Raw genomic sequence first — 4,689 nt, 5'->3', positions numbered from 1 at the left:
AGCCGCAGGGCGGTGTCGATCAGGGGGACGTGGCTGAACGCCTGCGGGAAGTTGCCGACCTGGCGCTGCAGCCGCGGATCCCACTCCTCCGCCAGCAGTCCCAGGTCGTTGCGCAGGGCCAGCAGCCGCTCGAAGAGCTGGCGGGCCTCGTCGACCCGGCCGATCATCGCCAGGTCGTCGGCCATCCAGAACGAGCACGCGAGGAAGGCGCCCTCGTCGCCTTCGAGGCCGTCCACGCCGGCTTCGTCGCCGGTCGTCGGATAGCGCAGGATGAACCCGTCGGGGGTGGACAGCTCGCGCTGGATCGCCTCGATGGTGCCGATGACCCGCTTGTCGTCCGGCGGCAGGAACCCCATCTGCGGGATCAGCAGCAGGGAGGCGTCCAGCTCCTTCGACCCGTAGGACTGCGTGAACGTGTTGCGTTCCTTGTCGTAGCCCTTCTCGCACACGTCCTGGTGGATCTCGTCGCGCAGCTCGCGCCACCGCTCCAGGGGGCCGTCCGCGTCGCCGCTCTCGATCAGCTTGATCGTGCGGTCCACGGCGACCCAGGCCATGACCTTCGAGTGCACGAAGTGGCGGCGCGGGCCGCGCACCTCCCAGATGCCCTCGTCCGGCTGGTCCCAGTGCGTCTCCAGGTAGCGGATCAGCTTCAACTGGAGCACCGAGGCGTAGTCGTTGCGGGCCAGGCCCGTCATGTGGCCCAGGTGCAGGGCTTCGGTGACCTCGCCGTACACGTCCAGCTGGAGCTGGTGCGCGGCGCCGTTGCCGACCCGGACCGGGCGGGAGTTCTCGTACCCGGGCAGCCAGTCCAGCTCGGTCTCGCCGAGTTCCCGCTCGCCGGCGATCCCGTACATGATCTGCAGGTTCTCCGGGTCGCCGGCGACCGCGCGCAGCAGCCACTCGCGCCAGGCCTGGGCCTCCTCGCGGTAGCCGGTGCGCAGCAGCGAGGAGAGGGTGATGGCCGCGTCGCGCAGCCACGTGTAGCGGTAGTCCCAGTTGCGGACGCCGCCGATCTCCTCCGGCAGGGAGGTGGTGGGCGCGGCGACGATGCCGCCGGTGGGGCCGTACGTGAGCGCCTTGAGGGTGATCAGGGAGCGGATGACGGCCTCGCGGTAGGGGCCGTGGTACGTGCAGTGGTCGACCCATTCGCGCCAGAACGAGGCGGTGGTCGCCAGTGCCTCCTGCGGGTCGGGGGTGTCCGGGGCGCCCTTGTGGGAGGGCTGCCAGCTGATGCAGAAGGCCTTGCGGTCGCCCGGGCCGAGGGTGAAGTCCGAGTACGTGGTCAGGTCCCGGCCGTACGTCTGCGCGTCGGTGTCGAGCCAGACGGAGTCCGGGCCGGCGACGGCGACGGTGCGCCCGTCGACCTTGTGCACCCAGGGCACGACCCGGCCGTAACTGAACCGCATGCGCAGCGCGGAGCGCATCGGGACCCGCCCGCTGACGCCCTCCACGATGCGCACCAGCTGCGGCGCGTGGTCCTCGCGGGGCGGCATGAAGTCGGTCACCCGGACCGTGCCGCGCGGGGTGTCCCACTCGGATTCCAGGATCAGCGAGTCGCCCTGGTAGCGGCGGCGGGTCGCCGCGGGGGCGCCGGTGCTCCCCGGCAGCACCGGGCCGATGCGCCAGAAGCCGTGGTCTTCGGTGCCCAGGAGGCTCGCGAAGACGGCATGGGAGTCGAAACGCGGCAGACACAACCAGTCCACCGATCCGTCCCGGCAGACCAGTGCGGCGGTCTGCATGTCCCCGATCAGTGCGTAATCCTCGATGCGCCCGGACACGTAGATCTCCAGTCGAACGGCCACGTCCGCCCCGAAGGGCGCTTGCATTGCGCGGTTGCGCGGTCCCGTGGGTGTGGATCCCCGCACTGAGCTCATGATTCCGGATGCGGCCGGGTTACGCCGTCTGCCGGACTGCTCGGCGGCGATGTGAAGCGATATCCGAGCAGGATATGACGGCACCCTAGTGATCTCCTGAAGTCGGGGGGGAATATGACTCGACCAAATGGGTGACCAGCGGCAACGACGGTGTGACCGGCCGCGGGACGGCCGGTGGCGCTGCGTCGAGCACTCGTGGCGGCGCGTGCACGGAGGCGGACGGGCCCGGGCGCTGATAGGCTGGTACCCCGTGGACCGGTGGTCTGCCTGTGCGAATCAGGAGCCCCGAAACCGCAGCTTCGGCGCCCCCTGAGAGCCTCCGGTTCGACGGTGGCCGGCGCCGGACGCACCGCACCTCACTTCGCGACCACGGGAGCCCCCTCTTGGCGAGCACAGCCATGACGACCAAGCACATCTTCGTCACCGGGGGTGTCGCCTCCTCCCTCGGCAAGGGCCTGACGGCCTCGAGCCTGGGTGCGCTGCTCAAGGCGCGCGGTCTTCGGGTCACGATGCAGAAGCTCGACCCGTACCTGAACGTCGACCCGGGCACGATGAACCCCTTCCAGCACGGCGAGGTGTTCGTCACCAACGACGGCGCCGAGACCGACCTGGACATCGGCCACTACGAGCGCTTCCTCGACGTCGACCTCGACGGCTCGGCCAACGTCACCACCGGCCAGGTCTACTCCCAGGTCATCGCCAAGGAGCGGCGCGGCGAGTACCTCGGTGACACCGTGCAGGTCATCCCGCACATCACCAACGAGATCAAGCACCGCATCCGCCGCATGGCGACCGAGGACGTCGACGTCGTCATCACCGAGGTCGGCGGCACCGTCGGCGACATCGAGTCGCTGCCGTTCCTGGAGACCGTCCGCCAGGTCCGCCACGAGGTCGGCCGCGACAACGTCTTCGTCGTGCACATCTCGCTGCTGCCCTACATCGGCCCCTCCGGCGAGCTCAAGACCAAGCCGACCCAGCACTCGGTCGCTGCCCTGCGCAACATCGGCATCCAGCCCGACGCGATCGTGCTGCGCGCCGACCGCGACGTCCCCACCTCCATCAAGCGCAAGATCTCGCTGATGTGCGACGTGGACGAGGCGGCCGTCGTCGCCGCGATCGACGCCAAGTCGATCTACGACATCCCGAAGGTGCTGCACACCGAGGGCCTCGACGCGTACGTCGTGCGCAAGCTCGACCTGCCGTTCCGCGACGTCGACTGGACGGTGTGGGAGGACCTGCTGGACCGCGTCCACAACCCCGACCACGAGGTCAAGGTCGCGCTCGTCGGCAAGTACATCGACCTGCCCGACGCCTACCTGTCGGTGACCGAGGCGCTGCGCGCCGGCGGTTTCGCCAACCGGGCCCGCGTCCAGATCAAGTGGGTCACCTCCGACGACTGCAAGACCCCGGCCGGCGCCGCCGCGCAGCTGTCCGACGTCGACGCGATCTGCGTGCCCGGCGGCTTCGGCGACCGCGGCGTGAACGGCAAGGTCGGCGCGATCACCTACGCCCGCGAGAACAAGATCCCGCTGCTCGGCCTGTGCCTGGGCCTGCAGTGCGTGGTCATCGAGGCCGCGCGCAACCTCGCGGGCATCGCGGAGGCCAACTCCACCGAGTTCGACGCCTCCACGCCGCACCCGGTGATCTCCACGATGGAGGAGCAGCTGGCCTTCGTCGAGGGCGCGGGCGACCTGGGCGGAACGATGCGCCTGGGCATGTACCCGGCGAAGCTCGCCGAGGGCTCCATCGTCCGCGAGGTCTACGGCGACCAGGCGTACGTGGACGAGCGCCACCGCCACCGCTACGAGGTCAACAACGCCTACCGCGGCGAGCTGGAGAAGAAGGCGGGCCTCGTCTTCTCCGGCACCTCCCCGGACAACAAGCTCGTCGAGTACGTCGAGTACCCGCGCGAGGTGCACCCCTACCTGGTGGCCACCCAGGCCCACCCGGAGCTGCGCTCGCGCCCGACCCGGCCGCACCCGCTGTTCGCCGGCCTGGTCAAGGCCGCCGTGGAGCGCCAGCAGGCCGCGAAGGCCAAGTGACGGTCTGACCGCATAACGTAGACGGCCGGGGCAGGGATCTTGCCCCGGCTGTCGCGTTCTCGGAAAGGCACGGGGTACGGATCATGGCCATGGGCATCGCGGACAACGGGGAAACGTGGGAGGTCATCGCCTCACGGACTCCGTTCGAGGGCGCGAAGACGTCGGTCCGCTCGGACCAGGTGAGCATGCCGGACGGAGCGGTGGTGCGCCGCGACTACCAGGTGCACCCGGGCTCGGTGTGCGTGCTGGCGCTCGACGAGGACGGCGGCGTGCTCGTACTGCGCCAGTACCGCCACCCGGTACGGCACAAGCTGTGGGAGCTCCCGGCCGGGCTGCTCGACGTACCCGGTGAGAACCCGCTCCACGCGGCCCAGCGGGAACTGTACGAGGAGGCGCACGTCAAGGCCGAGGACTGGCGGGTCCTCGCGGACTTCTTCGCGTCCCCCGGCGGATCGGACGAGGCGATCCGGATCTTCCTCGCCCGCGGCCTGTCCGAGGCGGAGGGCGAGCGGTACGAGGTCTCGGAGGAGGAAGCGGACATGGAGGTCGCCCGCGTACCGCTGGCCGACCTGGTCCGCGGCGTGCTGGAGGGACGGCTCGGCAACCCCGGACTGGTCACGGGCGTGCTGGCCCTCTCCGCGGCCCAGGCCGCCCCGGGCGGCATCGACGCGCTCCGCCCGGCCCAGGCCCCCTGGCCGGCCCGCCCGTACGAGGCCTGACCGGGCCGGGGGGGGCGCCGCCCCCCCCCCCCCCCCCCGCGCCCCCGCCCCCCC

3 protein-coding genes are annotated in these 4,689 nt (G+C 70.7%); 2 read left to right on the top strand and 1 reads right to left on the bottom strand.

Going from position 1 to position 4,689, the window contains the following annotated elements:
- A partial coding sequence (locus tag ACFXA3_RS11915; protein WP_385185429.1) for a glycoside hydrolase family 15 protein occupies window positions 1-1,826 on the bottom strand: 1,826 nt, incomplete at its 3' end.
- Window positions 1,827-2,272: 446 nt separating this feature from the next.
- Here ACFXA3_RS11915 and ACFXA3_RS11910 point away from each other — a divergent pair.
- Together ACFXA3_RS11910 and ACFXA3_RS11905 are read left to right on the top strand one after the other, a co-directional pair.
- The gene (locus tag ACFXA3_RS11910) at window positions 2,273-3,916 is read left to right on the top strand and encodes a CTP synthase (RefSeq protein ID WP_385185426.1); all 1,644 of its coding nucleotides are present in this window, start codon (window positions 2,273-2,275) and stop codon (window positions 3,914-3,916) included.
- 89 nt (window positions 3,917-4,005) lie between these two features.
- Window positions 4,006-4,635, top strand: coding sequence for an NUDIX domain-containing protein (locus tag ACFXA3_RS11905; protein WP_385185434.1), 630 nt, complete (start codon window positions 4,006-4,008; stop codon window positions 4,633-4,635).
- The last annotated feature ends 54 nt before the right edge of the window (window positions 4,636-4,689 follow it).

Source organism: Streptomyces sp. NPDC059456, assembly GCF_042750055.1.
In the GTDB taxonomy this organism is placed as follows: domain Bacteria; phylum Actinomycetota; class Actinomycetes; order Streptomycetales; family Streptomycetaceae; genus Streptomyces.
The sequence above is the reverse complement of the archived record's forward strand: the minus strand, read 5'-3'. Positions and strand labels throughout refer to the sequence as shown.

Excerpts from the sequence above, each read along its gene's own strand:
- ACFXA3_RS11910 (WP_385185426.1), top strand. The coding sequence starts at position 2,273 with ATGACGACCAAGCACATCTTCGTCACCGGGGGTGTCGCCTCCTCCCTC.
- ACFXA3_RS11905 (WP_385185434.1), top strand. The coding sequence starts at position 4,006 with ATGGGCATCGCGGACAACGGGGAAACGTGGGAGGTCATCGCCTCACGG.